This window comes from Bacillus sp. AK128, from assembly GCF_053903075.1.
On sequence record NZ_CP096379.1, the window covers coordinates 2595444 to 2609862 of the forward strand.

General features: G+C 37.5%; 16 protein-coding genes. 5 read left to right on the forward strand and 11 right to left on the reverse strand.

What is annotated here, in order from left to right:
* Positions 1–6 precede the first annotated feature (6 nt).
* Positions 7–1047: an efflux RND transporter periplasmic adaptor subunit gene (locus tag M1D60_RS12890; protein WP_456275279.1), complete on the reverse strand. Its 1041-nt coding sequence runs from the start codon at positions 1045–1047 to the stop codon at positions 7–9.
* Positions 1025–1720, reverse strand: a complete 696-nt coding sequence (locus M1D60_RS12895) for an ABC transporter ATP-binding protein (protein WP_456275280.1) — start codon at positions 1718–1720, stop codon at positions 1025–1027. The genes M1D60_RS12890 and M1D60_RS12895 overlap by 23 nt, the downstream gene beginning before the upstream one ends.
* A 218-nt stretch (positions 1721–1938) precedes the next feature.
* On the opposite strand from M1D60_RS12895, the gene M1D60_RS12900 reads away from it, so the two are divergent.
* Both M1D60_RS12900 and M1D60_RS12905 read left to right on the forward strand, forming a co-directional pair.
* On the forward strand, positions 1939–2418 hold the full coding sequence (locus M1D60_RS12900; protein ID WP_456275281.1) for a hypothetical protein: 480 nt from the start codon (positions 1939–1941) through the stop codon (positions 2416–2418).
* Entirely contained in the window at positions 2405–2932 is a 528-nt protein-coding gene (locus tag M1D60_RS12905; protein WP_456275282.1) for a hypothetical protein, read from the forward strand. The genes M1D60_RS12900 and M1D60_RS12905 overlap by 14 nt, the downstream gene beginning before the upstream one ends.
* A 22-nt stretch (positions 2933–2954) precedes the next feature.
* Here the strand turns inward: M1D60_RS12905 and menC are convergent, their stop codons facing one another.
* Genes menC through M1D60_RS12925 form a run of 4 tightly spaced genes read right to left on the reverse strand, consistent with a single transcriptional unit; the run spans position 2955 to position 7227 of the window.
* Entirely contained in the window at positions 2955–4079 is a 1125-nt protein-coding gene (menC, locus tag M1D60_RS12910; protein ID WP_456275283.1) for an o-succinylbenzoate synthase, read from the reverse strand.
* Positions 4080–4095: 16 nt separating this feature from the next.
* Complete coding sequence (locus M1D60_RS12915) at positions 4096–4917, reverse strand: GNAT family N-acetyltransferase (protein ID WP_456275284.1); 822 nt, start codon at positions 4915–4917, stop codon at positions 4096–4098.
* A gap of 5 nt (positions 4918–4922) precedes the next feature.
* A complete protein-coding gene (locus M1D60_RS12920; protein WP_456275285.1) occupies positions 4923–6038 on the reverse strand; it encodes a M20 peptidase aminoacylase family protein in 1116 nt (371 codons plus the stop codon).
* A gap of 22 nt (positions 6039–6060) precedes the next feature.
* Entirely contained in the window at positions 6061–7227 is a 1167-nt protein-coding gene (locus tag M1D60_RS12925) for an LL-diaminopimelate aminotransferase (protein WP_456275286.1), read from the reverse strand.
* Positions 7228–7434: 207 nt separating this feature from the next.
* Here M1D60_RS12925 and M1D60_RS12930 point away from each other — a divergent pair, with 207 nt between their 5' ends.
* On the forward strand, positions 7435–7590 hold the full coding sequence (locus M1D60_RS12930) for a hypothetical protein (RefSeq protein ID WP_456275287.1): 156 nt from the start codon (positions 7435–7437) through the stop codon (positions 7588–7590).
* Between the two features lie 114 nt (positions 7591–7704).
* On the opposite strand, the gene M1D60_RS12935 is transcribed toward M1D60_RS12930, so the two are convergent.
* The 3 genes from M1D60_RS12935 to M1D60_RS12945 form a co-directional block, all read right to left on the reverse strand.
* Positions 7705–8157, reverse strand: coding sequence for a pyridoxamine 5'-phosphate oxidase family protein (locus M1D60_RS12935; protein ID WP_456275288.1), 453 nt, complete (start codon positions 8155–8157; stop codon positions 7705–7707).
* Positions 8158–8252: 95 nt separating this feature from the next.
* Positions 8253–9092 carry an SDR family oxidoreductase gene (locus M1D60_RS12940; protein WP_456275289.1) on the reverse strand — a complete coding sequence of 280 codons (840 nt, stop codon included), beginning with the start codon at positions 9090–9092 and terminating at the stop codon, positions 8253–8255.
* 372 nt (positions 9093–9464) lie between these two features.
* Positions 9465–10151 (reverse strand): LuxR C-terminal-related transcriptional regulator, encoded by a 687-nt coding sequence (locus M1D60_RS12945; protein WP_456275290.1) that lies wholly within the window; start codon positions 10149–10151, stop codon positions 9465–9467.
* A gap of 161 nt (positions 10152–10312) precedes the next feature.
* Here M1D60_RS12945 and M1D60_RS12950 point away from each other — a divergent pair, with 161 nt between their 5' ends.
* Complete coding sequence (locus M1D60_RS12950; protein ID WP_456275291.1) at positions 10313–11839, forward strand: aldehyde dehydrogenase family protein; 1527 nt, start codon at positions 10313–10315, stop codon at positions 11837–11839.
* Between the two features lie 26 nt (positions 11840–11865).
* Positions 11866–13080 (forward strand): iron-containing alcohol dehydrogenase, encoded by a 1215-nt coding sequence (locus M1D60_RS12955; protein ID WP_456275292.1) that lies wholly within the window; start codon positions 11866–11868, stop codon positions 13078–13080.
* 36 nt (positions 13081–13116) lie between these two features.
* On the opposite strand, the gene M1D60_RS12960 is transcribed toward M1D60_RS12955, so the two are convergent.
* A complete protein-coding gene (locus tag M1D60_RS12960) occupies positions 13117–14196 on the reverse strand; it encodes a GerAB/ArcD/ProY family transporter (protein ID WP_456275293.1) in 1080 nt (359 codons plus the stop codon).
* On the reverse strand, positions 14193–14417 hold the full coding sequence (locus tag M1D60_RS12965; RefSeq protein WP_456275294.1) for a hypothetical protein: 225 nt from the start codon (positions 14415–14417) through the stop codon (positions 14193–14195). The genes M1D60_RS12960 and M1D60_RS12965 overlap by 4 nt, the downstream gene beginning before the upstream one ends.
* Positions 14418–14419 lie beyond the last annotated feature (2 nt).

Consider the following 14419-nt stretch of genomic DNA (forward strand, 5'->3'; position numbering starts at 1 on the left):
TTCCTCCTATTTTGAAATCACCTGATCTCCCGCTTTTAGCCCTTCTAGAACTTCGACCTCAGTATCCGTTACAATCCCCTTTTTTATATCCTTCTCTCGTTTTGATTCTCCTTCAAGAATTTGAACATATTCTCGACCAAATGCAGAGCGTAACGCGCTTTTGGGAATTGTTAGAGCATTCGGTTTTTCTTGTAAAGTAATGACTAAATCTGCTCCATCACCTGCCGAAACACCTTCTGGTACTGCTGCAAGCTGTAAAATTAGACTTCTGCCATATAAATCAGGATTTTGCTCCTTTAGATCTGCCGGAACTGTGCTTGGGGTTTGAACGACTTCTCCGCTGACCTCGTTTCCGTCAACAGTGACTGTAGCCTTCATACCCACAGTGACTTCTGTCAATTCTCCAGAGCTTAAGGCTGTATATAAGAGCTTTAGATCAGATGGGTCGGCTACTTGAATTAAGTCTTCAAATGCTTCGACATAATCACCTCTCTCCTTATCAGTTACAAACGTGACTAATCCATTTATTGGTGAAACCAATCTTGCATTTGCTGCTTGATTCTTCATTTGCGTTAATCTAATTTCGACTGATTGAACATCTAATTTAGCAATCTCGATAGCAAATTGATCTGCTTTTTGTTCTTGAAGCTGTTTCAAACGAAGCTTTGCCTTTTTTAATTCAATCTCAGCCTGTTGCAGTTCAAAAGGTAACTGGCCAGTATCCATTTTTATTAATACATCACCTTTTTTCACTTCGTCTCCAGACTTAACAAGGACTTGATCAATACGACCACCTGAGCCAGTATAGAACAAGTTCTGTTGCTGGTTAGGTACCATATTTCCTAATCCTTTGATTTGCTTCACAATTGTTTTGACTGTTACCTCACTTGTCTCATATTCAATCTTTACGGGTTCAACAAGTGGTGGTGCAAGGGTCGCTTCTTCCTTAGGTAAAAATGAACATGCGGAAATAAACACGATCGATGTGGAAACGGTAACTAGACTTGTAAATTTATAGATTGATTTAATCCTTTGTTTTTTCTTCATAATCTACGATTACTCCATCCTCTAAAGTATAGATTTGATCTGTTAACTCCATAATAGCTGGGTCATGGGTTGTCATAATAACTGTGGTAGTTTTTGATTCAACAAGCTCACGAAACACCTTCATAATTTGGAAAGCTGTTTTCGTATCTAGCTCTCCAGTTGGCTCATCAGCGAGAATTAGCGAAGGCTTTATTGCGATTGCTCTTGCAATGGCACATCGTTGCTGTTCTCCACCTGAAAGTTCATAGGGACGGTGCTTTGCACGTTTTGTCATTCTAACAAGTTCCATTGATTCATTTATTCTATTTGTCCATTCATCCTTCGGCACACCAGCAATTCGAAGTCCAAACTCCACATTTTCTTCTACAGTCATTAAAGGAACAAGACCAAACGATTGAAATATAAATGCGAGCTTATTTCTTCTAAACTGATCGCGGTCTGCTTCCGAGAGTTGGCAAACATCTAGTTCATCAATGAAGACGCTTCCATTTGTCGGGTAATCTAATGCTCCAATAATATTTAGCAGGGTTGTCTTTCCAGAACCAGATCTACCTTTTAAAGTTACAAGCTTATTTCTATCTACAGAAAGATTAATATCCTTCAACGCGGAAACCGCTTTCGTTCCTGAGCCGTACACTCTCTCAATGCCTACTACATTTACAATTGAATCCAAAATAAGTTCTCCTAACCTGTATATTTCTCACGCCTAATTCTATTCTACTATATTTTGAAAGAAATTTATTAGACTTTTTTAAATAGGTATAAATGGAAATTTCTATTTAAACCTTTATGTCACTTACAGACATAACTATCGAATCGTATAAAAATTACCTATATAGGATAAGTTAACCAAAAACAAACAAAAGATAACTAGGAAAAGGTGACAGCCTTATGGCACTTACAATCTTTATTATTTTAACATGGCTTGTAATTATGACCTTTATCATTCTACCAAAGTCATTCTCATTTACTGAAAACTCTTTTCTGTTTTTACTAATGTCTATTATTGTTAAAAATACATTCACCATCGTTGGATTAAATTTAGAATGGATCAAAGGAAGTGAAAAGCCTGAACTTTTCTTATCTTATCTCCTTTATAGAACGATCATTTATCCACTTTTGTTAGTGATCATGATTAACATATTCTTTCATACAAGAAAATACTCACTTAGATTAATAATTGTTTTATCTGCAGCTATTGTTAACTTTTTAATTGAAATTCTTGGAGAGAAGCTTCATGTATATTCTTATAACCAATGGACTCACTGGTATTTCCTTGTTGAAATCACTCTGTTTATATTAATCACTTACTGTTCAGCAAAACTAATCCATTATATCGAATTAAGGAAGAATCGCTATGAAAGTATATGACCAACATTTTAACGCAAATGAATGGTTTGTTTTAGTTGTGTTAATTTTGATGTATTTGACTATTTTTCTCTTGCCTAAGCGATTCCCGCTCTCCGTTTCCATAATCTTTACTTTGCTTGGCTTTTACTTAGGTTTGGTAGCTGACCATTCCATTGCTATTCCACCTTTTGATTTTTATGATGTTAACGACAATTCTAGCTATGAGTTCTTCGACTTTTTAACGTATGTTATGTATGGTCCATACGGATATTTATTTCTTTACTTTTATCATGCATTTAACATTAAGGGCTATAAAGTCATCTTTTACATTATATTCTGGTCATTATTAGGGATGCTTTTGGAATATATAGGGGTAAGATTAGGTGTGTTCCACTACAATCAAGGTTATAAATTCTTATTTTCCTTCCCTATATATTTATCACTTCAAAGTATAACTCTTGCTTATTATCATGCGTTATTGAAAAAATCAGATCTTATTATTCCAAAACAAAAAAGAGTGAAGAAACCTATTTAATTTTTTCACTCTTCTTCTACTCCTATTTCACTCTAGTGAATTCTTTTTTATCCACTCGGTATGATTCAAGAGCAGTCCAATTGACGTCATAACCAATTCCAGGTTTGGTCGGAACATGGATGACTCCATCTATAACCTTTACCTCTGGTTCAATAATATCTTTTTCCCAGTAGCGACTAGATGCTGCGGTGTCACCTGGCAACACAAATTGGTCGAGGGTAGTTAAAGCAATATTATGAGCACGGCCAATTCCTGCTTCTAGCATCCCTCCACACCAAATAGGTACTCCGTGGTTAAGGCAGTATTCATGAATTCGTTTTGACTCTGTTAATCCACCTACACGTCCAATTTTCACATTGATAATCTTACAACTACCAAGCTCAATTGCATGTCTCACATCATCGAAGGAATGGATACTTTCATCTAAACAAACAGGAGTTTCAATATTTGCTTGAAGCTTTGCATGGTCAATGATATCATCATGGGCTAAAGGCTGCTCAATCATTGTTAACCCAAATTCATCTAGCTTTTTTAAATGTTCAATATCTTTTAAGGTGTAAGCAGAATTAGCATCAGCCATTAAAGCCGTGTTTGGGAATTGTCTTCTAACTTCCTTTAAGACATCCACATCCCAACCGGGTTTAATCTTCAATTTAATACGCTTGTAGCCCTCGGTTACGTATTGATCAATAACATTAAGCAACCCCGATACCGATGGTTGAATCCCAATACTTATGCCAACATCAATCTGCTTCTTTTCTCCGCCTAAAGCTCTTGATAGTGAGAGATTGTTCCTTTTAGCAAACAAATCCCACACAGCTCCCTCGAGGGCCGATTTAGCCATATTATTTCGACGAATAATTTTAAAGCGTTCAAACACATCATCTGGATGATGAATAGGTGCCTCTAGGAGCATAGGGATTAAAAAATCACTCATAATATGCTCATTTGTCTTAACGGTTTCCTCACTATACCATGGACTCGTAAAGGCAACAGACTCACCAAAACCTTGACGTCCATCTTCATCAATCATTTCTATGACAAAAAACTCTTTATCCTGAAATGTCCCGAAGCTCGTTGAAAAGGGATCCTTCAGTCGCATAACCAGCTTATGAAGAATTATTTTATTTATTGATAGTGGCTTCATGTATTCCGCTCCTCACTTATAACCGTAAGTCATCCTTTTTGGTAAACACATAAAAGCATATAGCTTCATCAGGTTTCCTTTGAACATCCACTGCTACATACCCCATTGAAAGAAGTAGTTGAAATACTTTCCTCGTTTTTAATCTCCATTTCATTGCTAATTCCGGTCTTTCTTTTTTTATTTTTTGAAAGTTATCTGGTATAGGGACTAGGTAAGTTTTCTCAGTAAGTTCATTATTAGTTAATTCATCACCAATAGTAATTGGATAGCCCATTTCATCTGGAGCCGTTTTGAATAAAGCCTGACAACCAGTGGTTGTGGTTGGTAGAACAGCTTTAGAATCTTTGACATGTGCACTGTCAATCCACCATTCTACTAGAAACCGATCGGTAGGAAACCCCTTGTTAAGTGAATCGTTCAAGTTTCCATAATAGTTTTCCAGATAGGCACCAGTAATACCATTTAATTTATGTATGTTTAAATATGCATTTACACTTTCTAATGGGTCAAATGTCCAAACAATGAGTGAATATCCTTCCTGAATAGCTAATTCACGTTGGTGTTCCTTTAACTTATGACCTAATCCAGCTTTTCGATAAGACGGAAGGACACCTAGCATATGTGAGCATAAATAAACGGATCCATTCTTAAATCCTGGAAAACCATAAAGAAAGCCAATTAATTTATGATGTTCGTAGGCACCTAAAAGGATTCCTCCATTTTGTATAGCTGTATAGGTTTGATGTTGTGGAATGGGGGGATTCCCCCACACCTGTTCTTCAAGATGCTGAATATCCCTTAAATCCTTAAGCTCTTTAATCGATTTGATTTGAATCATTTAATTTAATCCCCTTTTTCTAATGATAAAAGAAGAGCTTTTGTAAGGATTGAACTTCCTATTGTTAATGCTTCATAATTAAATGACATATTAGGATGATGAAGCCCAGGTTTGAGGTCACAGCCTAAGCCAAGCATGGTTGCTTTTAAGTGCGGCTTCTTAATTGTATAAAAATGAAAATCATCTCCACCGGTTGTAACAAGTGGTGGTTCTACATGATCCTCACCTAAAACCTGTGTAGCTGCTAAAGTCATGACATTTTGAGCATCTTCATTCACCACTGCTGCTGCGATATGGGCTGTAAATTGAATAGGTATTTGAACTTGATAATAGTATTCAAGTGCCTTTATCCGTTCCTGAAGAGTATTGACAAGCTGATCCATCGTTTCATTAGACTGAGCTCGTAAATCCAGTCCAAAAGTTGCTTGACCTGGTATGATATTTAAGCTTTTCCCTCCTGCATGAAAGGCTGTCATTTTCACTGAATATGGCACCTTCGGATCTAAATGTATTCCATTAGTCAGTTGAACGAGGGCCGCTCCTACTTCAATTGCATTAGCACCTAAATGGGGTCTTGCACCGTGAAGGTCTTGAGCAATAATTTTTCCTTCTATAAAACGAGCCGCTCCATGAATGATGGCAGGGGTAACTTTTCCATGAGCTAATTCTTGAATAGGTCGCAAATGAACTCCAAATAAATAATCAACATCATCAACAACACCCATTTCGACTAGCTTGAGAGCACCTGTCCCCTTCTCCTCCGCTGGTTGAAAGATAAACCGTATCGTCCCTGTGGGAACCTCTTGAAGATTTTTCAGTTCCTCAATGATTCCTAAGACCATTGCCATATGGGCATCATGTCCGCATGAATGATTGGCTTTAAATTCACCGTCCACCTCTTGCCATAATGCATCCATATCTGCTCGTACTGCTATAACGGGTTTTCCTTCACCAAGCTCCCCGATAACCCCAGTACAATCTTCAAATGTCCGTACTTTACAGCCATGTTCCAGTAAGATTCGCTCTATGTACTTAGTTGTGTTGACCTCTTCAAAGCTTAATTCAGGATGCTCATGTAAGTATTGAAAATGCTGAAGAATTTTTTCTTCTATTACCTTCAATCTGTCTCCCCCTTAGTATAAATTATGAAAGTGCGCCACTCTCTTTTAATTTTGTGAGTGCCTTTTTTAACACTGCCTCTTCTTGGACTATCGCTATTCTGACATACCCTTCACCTTCATTACCAAATGCCATTCCTGGTGTAACGACTACCCCAGCTTCATCTAGCAGTTTATAGGCAAACTCCTTTGAAGCATATGGCTTAGGAACCTCCGCCCATAAAAACATCGAAGCTAACGGAACAGAAACTTTCCAGCCTAGTTCATGAAGACCATTTACTAATAAGTCTCGTCTCCTTTTGTATATCGCTCTTAGATCATTCGTAAATTCAGAGGAATCTGTTAAAGCACGAATCGCAGCTTTTTGAATAGGTAGGAATACACCATAATCAAGGTTTGATTTTAAACGATTAAGTCCGGAGATGATTTCAGAATTCCCGACTACATACCCAATTCTACAGCCTGCCATATTAAAGCTCTTAGATAATGAATTAAATTCGATACCAACCTCCTTTGCACCTTCTATCGATAGAAAACTAATGGGTTGCTCCTCGTAATATAATTCACAATAAGCAAAATCATGAAGGACTATGATATTATATTTTTTGGCAAAGGTAATAACCTCTTGAAAGAAATCCTTTGTGGCCATCGCTGGAACTGGATTTCCTGGAAAGTTCAAGATCATTAACTTCGCTTTTATACATATCTCCTCTGGTATAAGCGATAAGTCTGGTAAAAAGTTGTTCTTAGCTTGCAAAGGCATTGGGTAAGGTGTTGCTTCCGCCAGTGAGATCCCAGCTGCATAGGCTGTGTAACCTGGATCGGGTACTAGAACAATATCACCCGGATTTGTCAGCACCATTGGTAGGTGGACTAGCCCATCCTGTGAGCCCATTACCATTAACGCTTCTTCCTTCGAAGAAAGGCTTACTCCGTATTTACGCTGATAATATTCAGTAACCGCATCATGAAAATCTCCTATACCTGTTAATGTATACCCATAGGATGTCGGACTTTTAGCATAGCTAGTAAGCTCATCCATAACAAATTGTGGTGGTGGAAGATCGGGACTTCCCACACTCAAGTCAATGATTTCATTTCCTTCATTCATTTTCTGTTTTTTATATGCCGAAAGTTCGTTAAAAATACTCGTCTGAAAGCTATCCATTTTATTTGAAAAATTAATAATCATGACTAACACCTCATTAAGAGAATCTCTTTTAAATTCTATTCTATTATAACAATTTTTAAAATTTAATACTTGTTTCTACCCTTTTTACTTATCTCACTTTGTAAAGTCGCAGAAAGTTATGTAAAACAATAAGAAATCATGTTTAAAAACAACATTTATGTAGAAATTAGAAAGTAATACTGATATTGAAATGGGAGGATTTATTTTATGAGTAAAGAAGAGGGACACTTAAAGAACGAAGTATATTATGTAACTAATGAGCAATATATTAATTCTACTGACCAAGAAGTACAGGGTCAGGCTGAAGAGTTTGACGAAACTGTTCACGATGCTAAAATGCGTTTAGATCTTTTAAAACGCTAAATCTACTGTAGTTTGGCAGCAAGTTTGTTGCAGAGTAACACGAAATAAAAGGTTTACCTTTTTGTAATTACCATTTTTTTATAAAAAGAAGAAGGTGGCAGGCCACCTTCTATATTACTTTAGATATTCAGTTAATAGATCATGAACCTCGTTATCTAACTTTTCAGCAAGCTGTTGATCATATGTTTTTTCATAGGCTGGTTGTTGAGTTACTTTTCCACCGTAGAAAATTACATCCTCTACCTCTTTCACATCGACCGTAATTACACGGTATTTCATTGTCTTCTCAATAATTTCCGAAACAGTTGCTGTTCCCTTAACGGAATAATAGCTCTCATTAGCAAAAAATCCTAATGTTGCATTTGGATTTTGTTGAAGATTAGACATACTCTGGCCTTTGTGTCCAACCGCAATACATACCTTTTTTCCATCCTCACTTGGTAAAAGCCAAGATATTGCTGTAACATCAGGGGTATTTTCAGGAGTAACCGTTATAAGTGAAACGATTACTTCGGTTTTTAAAGTTTCAATTAAAGCCTCAGGTAAAGTATCAAATGTTTTCGCCATATTAAACACTCCTCTATTATTAGTTCACTCTTTTTACTCTACCCGATTTTACTAAAGAATAACAAGTATAGAAACTTCTACTAGTTGTTTATCTATTATTTCAGCTTCTTCAAGAACATCCGTTCCCAATTATTCCATGTAAGTAATTGTTTTAGCACGATTACTTGTTTAACACCCTTTCCAACTGGGTAACGTAATGAAGAGTTTTTCCGCTTCGCTACTTTTACAATAAGATCCGCTACATCCTGGGGATTTCCATAGGAAGGCTCCCCATCCTTTAATGAATCTTCAATTTTCTTCATCATTGTATAGTAAGGAGAATCTGGTTGTAGAGATTTTTCGGTAACTCTTTTTCCAGTTGTCCATATATTGGTTTGATAAGACCCTGGTTCTATCAAAACAACATCAATTCCAAAAGCTTTCATCTCTAATCTCAATGATTCACTCCAACCCTCAAGGGCATGTTTTGATGCTATATACGGAGACAATCCAGGGAATCCAACTCTTCCACTTATGCTGCTGATGTTAATTATCTTGCCACTTTGTTGCTTCCTCATCATAGGAAGTACTGCTTGTGTAACGCAAATCACGCCAAAAAGATTGGTTTCAAATTGCCTACGATATTCTTCCACTGGTATCTCCTCTACAAACCCCGCACCCGCATACCCAGCGTTATTTACAAGCACATCTATTCTTCCGATCTCCTCCATATAGCTCTTCCATACCTGAATAGAAGAATCAGATGTGACATCTAATTCATATATCTGAATGAGATCCTTAATACCTAATTGGCTAGCTTGCCTTACTAATTCCTCACCTCTTTCGGTATTTCTCATCGTAGCGATCACCTGATAGCCCGCTTTAGCAAAAGTTAAACAGGTCAATAGCCCAAACCCACTTGACGAACCTGTCACAACAGCCACTTGTTTAGTCATACCCGCACCCTCTTTTTATCATGTTATCTGTATTGTAGCGCAACAGAATTTTAATTTGTATAACAAAAGCAAGTTACGGAAGGTTTTGTCCTTCATCGGCAGGATGAAAGACATTTCCTTTCTACTGACCGTTTGTTTTGTCCTTCATCGGCAGGTTGAAGGACATTTCCTTTCTATTGACCGCTTGTTTTGTCCTTCATCGGCAGGTTGAAGGACATTTCCTTTCTATTGACCGCTTGTTTTGTCCTTCATCGGCGGGATGAAGGACATTTCCTTTCTATTGTTCGTTTGTTTTGTCCTTCATCGGCGGGATGAAGGACATTTCCTTTTTATTGGCCGCAGCCTTTGTCCACAAACCCTCTTTTAAAATTGTTATGTAATAATACCTGCTCTTAAGGCAACGCCAACTGCTTCTGCACGATGCTTTGTGCCTAGTTTTCGATTTACTGCTGTTAAGTAGTCTCTTACAGTAAATTCACTAATTTTCATATCATCTGCCATTTCCTTGATACTATATCCATAGGAAAGCCTCTGTAACACTTCAAGCTCCCGATTACTTAATAGCTTAGACTGCTGGGACTCTGGTGTTACAACCTCTGCAGCTTTTTTATAATAATGATATAGACTAGCAGAATCATATGTATGAAGACATTTATGGTCATTAAATTGATCTAAAAAAACAGAACCTATTACAGTGTGGTTGAAGCAAATCGGTATGATGAGCATGGAGGATAGTTTAAATTGCCTTATATATTTAAGTGGGAAGTTCTTTCCTGTTGGATCAATCGTTAAAGATAATGGTTGTTTATTTTTGATGGAGAAATACAAAGGTGGAATTGTTCGGACATCTTCTTTAATAGAATTCATAGGATGAAAGCTACCGTTGTCAATCTGAAGAATTCCCTCTCCGTAATGGTTTAATGGGGAATAAGTAAAAATAGATGCTCTTTGGAAAGGGTAAAACCTTGTGCAACCTTCAAGAATCCCCTCAATTTTTTCTGTAGGATTCTTTAACAGCTTGAGTGAATCTAAATATAGAATAATTTTCTTATCTAACATTCGACAAATCTCCCCCCTATATTTTCAGAGATATGAAATCGAAGCATGTTTACTTATGATTTATGTAAGCACTTACATTACCATTTTACTTTGTTTGTTCTGAATTTTCAAATATCAACAGGATTTTATCCTGGAAAAGGTACATATAAGGAGGAGAAACTATGACAACAAATGTTGAATTGAAGACATTTCCATTATTTATTAATGGACAATGGACCACTGCTACAAATGGTGAAACCTTTGATGTAGTGAGTCCCGCAACTGGTGAAGTCTTTGCCAAGGTAGCTAAAGGTTCAAAAACAGACGTAGATCTTGCGGTTCAAGCTGCACGAACTGCCTTTGAAAACGAGTCTTGGCGTGAAATGAAGCCTAAGGACCGAGCACAGATTTTAAATAATATCTCGTACCAAATTGTCGCCCACGCCGAGGAGCTAGTATATCTAGAAGTTATGAGTTCTGGAGGTACGGTTAGACGGATATCATCCAATGATATTCTCCAAATGGCTGATTTATTTCAGCAAATGGCAAAATTTGTGGTAGATTATCCTTTTTCAGAAACACTACCGGTTCCTCCATTTCCAGGTCCATCTCATAATTTTGTTTGGAGAGAAGCAATTGGAGTCTGTGCAGCCATAACACCTTGGAACATGCCTATGCTTATTGCTTGCTGGAAGATTGCCCCAGCTCTCGCTATGGGGAACACGATTGTTCTTAAACCCGCTAGCTACACCCCACTCACTACATTAAAGTTAGCAGAGATTATTTCAGAGGTGGTTCCTCCTGGTGTGATTAATGTTGTGACTGGACCTGGAAAAGAAGTAGGAGAATACCTTGCTAGCCATCCGCAGGTTGATAAGGTCGCCTTTACTGGTTCAACTGAAGTTGGTCGAAGAATCATGGGGCTTGCTGCAGAAACAATTAAAAACACAACACTTGAATTAGGTGGAAAATCTCCGAATATCTTACTTGATGATGCAGACTTAGATATAGCGATTCCTGGAAGCTTATTTGGAGTATTCTTACATTCAGGTCAGCTTTGTGAGTCCGGAACCCGTCTCTTTGTCCCTGACAGTATTTATGATGAGGTAGTAGAGAGATTAGTAGCCTGGTCCAAGAAAGTTAAGCTCGGTCATCCGCTAGCTCAAGAGACTGATATGGGACCTGTCATTTCGAAGCAACAACGAGACACCATTCTTTCTTATATTGAAGCCGGAAAAGAAGAAGGTGCAACCCTTGTATGTGGTGGAAATGAAGTTCAAGTTCCCGGTTGTGAGGGTGGTTACTTTATTGAGCCAACCATCTTTACAAATGTAACAAATGAAATGAAGATCGCACGCGAGGAAATTTTCGGGCCCGTCCTTTCAGTCATTCGCTATTCCACAGTAGACGAAGTAATCGAAATGGCTAATGACACGATTTACGGCTTAGCTGCTGGAGTATGGACAAAGGATGTAAATAAAGCATATGAAGTAACGAGAAAGCTTAGAGCAGGAGTCGTTTGGATTAATGATTGGCATATGTTACGGAATGATGCCCCGTTTGGTGGATATAAACAAAGTGGAATCGGTCGTGAAATGGGTAAGTATTCATTAGATGCATATACTCAACTTAAACATGTCCATACTTCAATGGTTCCTCAGCTTGAAAGAAGAAGCTGGTATCAACTATTATTCTCACAATCTGAATAAAAAAATTAAAAATAAGAGGTGATTTCATGTTAACATCAACACTTTCTCAATTTAACTTGAGAACCGCCATATACTCTGGAAGTAATACAAGAGCAATGGTTCCGGATTTGTTACGTGGATTAGGCGCAAAACGAGTAGTATTGTTTAGTGATCGAGGTCTTGAGAAAGCCGGCATTGTTGAAAAGGTTACCCAGATGTTCAACTTAACTCCACATGGTGTTGGGCCAGAACTAGTTGGAACCTTTTTAGACATCCCACAGGACGCTGAGGCGTTAAAAGTAAATGAGGCAGCCCGTTATGTTAGAGAAGTTGGTGGAGACGCACTACTTGCACTTGGTGGTGGAAGTGTCCTAGACACGGTAAAAGGTGTCAAGTATTCTCTTCACAACAATCTTTCAGATATCAGGGAAGCGATTCCAGGTGGATTTTTGTACGAATCCTTTCCGCAGGCAACTTATATTCCGATTCCTCATATTGCAATTCCAACAACAGCTGGTACTGGTTCTGAAGTTTCACCAATTGCGGTTATCTTTAATGAAGCATTACAAATGAAGACCAATATCATCAATCCATTTCTCTCTGCAGATATTGCCGTATTAGACCCTGACTTAACCGTTACTCTACCTCCAAGTATTACGGCATTTACTGGATTTGATGCTCTCACTCATGCAATAGAGGCGTTAGCATCTCCAACTGCAACAGCATTAACAGATGCATATGCTTTACACGCAATTAGAGTGATTGAAAAGAATCTAACTACCGCTGTTGAGGATGGAGGAAATATTGAGGCTCGAATGGAAATGCTTCAGGCTAGTTTAATGGGAATTACAGCGTTTAGCTTTGCTCTTAATGCTATTCCTGTTCATAACTTTGCACACGCTTATGGCGCGCTGTTTAGAATTCCACATGGTTTGGCAAACGCTGTATTCTTACCGGTTGTGATAGAAACGATTCCAATGCTCTATCTTCCAAAGGTAAAAGAGCTTGCACAAGCGCTATCTGTCGGGGATTCAGGTGACGATCTAGACACATTACTTTCAAAGGTTGTTGAGAAGATTAAAACTCTTCAATACAAGGTAGGTCTTCCTAGTAATTTTGCAAGCTATAACATTTCAAGTGATGATTTTGAAAAAACCGTTACAGCTGTTTCTTCAGATCCAGCTGCATTAAACTTCCCTATGCCTCCTGAGTTAATTAGAGCAATAGGTCAAAAGGTTGTTCCCCTTGTTGTTATAAGTTAATGGTGAAGGCCCTCAGTATACAACTGATGGGCCTTTTTATACTTGCTGTTCTAATCGTTTTTTTCTCTTCCTTCTCATCAAATAGAACAGTCCTACAATACCAATTTCAAGACCTATCCCAACAAATGTCCATGTATAATAGGAAAACTTTAAGTGATCGGTATTACTTCCAAATAAGACAATGGAAAGAATCCCTAATAATAATAAAAATGGTACGAACGGAGCATAGGATTTTGATATTTTTAATTTAACTAGTAATTGGTTGATACAATAGGAGGTTAATGCTATTTTCGCCATAAGGCATGGCATCCAAACCGTTACAATGACTAAATCTAGCCGATCTAAAAAGTCTGTCAGGTTAATCTCTTGGATCATGATAAAATTCGGATATGTTGTCTTAGATATGATTTCACTTCCTAATACGGCAATGTCTAGGATTAAAAGTATAAATAATAGAAAAAAACCAAGAGTAGTTCCTACTATTGAAACTTTCAGCACATTTTTTTTGGGAGGAAGGTTGGCAAGCAATAAAAAAATGATGACTACCTCACCCATCCATGGAAACATAAAGAAAGTTGCAGCAGTTAAATCAGAAATCACTCCCGGTCCTATAATGGGGGCGAAATTTGTTAGATCTATTTCATTTAATAATAGTAAGGGCGCAGCCAGAACAATCGCAACAAATACGATAAATTGAATCACTGTAATTCTTGCAATTACCTCTAATCCCGATAGTGAGATATAAAGTAGAGTAAATGATAACAAGATCGTTATTACTTCAATAGGGGTAGTAGGTAACAATGTTGAACCTATAAAATCCACGAATGCTCGTAAATCTCTTATATAAAGCATGACCAAAAATAGTAAAAGCAGAATATAAAAGCTAGAAGTTAAGAAGGACCTCTTGTCTTCCAAATCCACAGGGGTACCTTTCTTCCTCCCAATACCAATCAACAACATAGCCAATACAGGAGGTAATACAATAATTGGGGTCAACCATGCATTACGTTCTGCTACCTGTACTAGTATTTGAGGAAGTGTTGTTAATGACGCTGTTAATAGTAGGTTTGCTATAATAATTGCTAATTGAAGCGGAGAAATAATTTCCTTTTTCATCTAAGTATCATCCAATCACTGATTGACTTAAAGAGGTTATTTACTTGATCCGTAATAATACTTGGTGAGTAGGGGAGCACCAAGAAAAGGGAAGATCCCATTGTTAAGGCAGCCAAGAAATACACCTTATTTCTTTCCTTTTTATCCTCTTTTAAGTTTTTATTCTGACCAATTAAGAAAATGAATAGAGGAATAACTGTTCCTAAGATTCCTATCATCATCT

Excerpts from the sequence above, each read along its gene's own strand:
- M1D60_RS12890 (WP_456275279.1), bottom strand. The coding sequence starts at position 1,047 with ATGAAGAAAAAACAAAGGATTAAATCAATCTATAAATTTACAAGTCTA.
- M1D60_RS12900 (WP_456275281.1), top strand. The coding sequence starts at position 1,939 with ATGGCACTTACAATCTTTATTATTTTAACATGGCTTGTAATTATGACC.
- M1D60_RS12905 (WP_456275282.1), top strand. The coding sequence starts at position 2,405 with ATGAAAGTATATGACCAACATTTTAACGCAAATGAATGGTTTGTTTTA.
- menC (WP_456275283.1), bottom strand. The coding sequence starts at position 4,079 with ATGAAGCCACTATCAATAAATAAAATAATTCTTCATAAGCTGGTTATG.
- M1D60_RS12915 (WP_456275284.1), bottom strand. The coding sequence starts at position 4,917 with ATGATTCAAATCAAATCGATTAAAGAGCTTAAGGATTTAAGGGATATT.
- M1D60_RS12925 (WP_456275286.1), bottom strand. The coding sequence starts at position 7,227 with ATGATTATTAATTTTTCAAATAAAATGGATAGCTTTCAGACGAGTATT.
- M1D60_RS12930 (WP_456275287.1), top strand. The coding sequence starts at position 7,435 with ATGAGTAAAGAAGAGGGACACTTAAAGAACGAAGTATATTATGTAACT.
- M1D60_RS12935 (WP_456275288.1), bottom strand. The coding sequence starts at position 8,157 with ATGGCGAAAACATTTGATACTTTACCTGAGGCTTTAATTGAAACTTTA.
- M1D60_RS12940 (WP_456275289.1), bottom strand. The coding sequence starts at position 9,092 with ATGACTAAACAAGTGGCTGTTGTGACAGGTTCGTCAAGTGGGTTTGGG.
- M1D60_RS12945 (WP_456275290.1), bottom strand. The coding sequence starts at position 10,151 with ATGTTAGATAAGAAAATTATTCTATATTTAGATTCACTCAAGCTGTTA.
- M1D60_RS12950 (WP_456275291.1), top strand. The coding sequence starts at position 10,313 with ATGACAACAAATGTTGAATTGAAGACATTTCCATTATTTATTAATGGA.
- M1D60_RS12955 (WP_456275292.1), top strand. The coding sequence starts at position 11,866 with ATGTTAACATCAACACTTTCTCAATTTAACTTGAGAACCGCCATATAC.
- M1D60_RS12960 (WP_456275293.1), bottom strand. The coding sequence starts at position 14,196 with ATGAAAAAGGAAATTATTTCTCCGCTTCAATTAGCAATTATTATAGCA.
- M1D60_RS12965 (WP_456275294.1), bottom strand. The coding sequence starts at position 14,417 with ATGATGATAGGAATCTTAGGAACAGTTATTCCTCTATTCATTTTCTTA.